At 55.9% G+C, this 238-nt stretch carries 1 protein-coding gene; it reads left to right on the top strand.

Going from position 1 to position 238, the window contains the following annotated elements:
• Positions 1-3: 3 nt before the first annotated feature.
• Positions 4-238 (top strand): HIT domain-containing protein (locus SB764_RS44425; RefSeq protein ID WP_410867366.1); only part of this gene is annotated, 235 nt, incomplete at its 3' end.

Here is a 238-nt window from a genome sequence, read left to right as displayed (position 1 = left end):
CACGTGTTCGCCTTGGATCAACGCCTGCAACAAGACACGAAGGTCATAGGGGATTTCCCGCTTTGCCGCCTGCTGCTGTCCAACGATGCCCATTACCCCTGGTTCATCCTGGTTCCGCGTATTGAAGGTATCAGTGAAGTGTTTCAACTGGATGTTGCCGATCAGCAGACCCTGTGGCAGGAAACCACCGCCCTGGCGCAGCTGCTCAATGAAGGGCTGGCGGCCGATAAGATGAACA

This window comes from Paraburkholderia sp. SIMBA_027, assembly GCF_046535315.1.
Taxonomy (GTDB): domain Bacteria; phylum Pseudomonadota; class Gammaproteobacteria; order Burkholderiales; family Burkholderiaceae; genus Paraburkholderia; species Paraburkholderia tropica.
The sequence above is the reverse complement of the archived record's forward strand: the minus strand, read 5'-3'. Positions and strand labels throughout refer to the sequence as shown.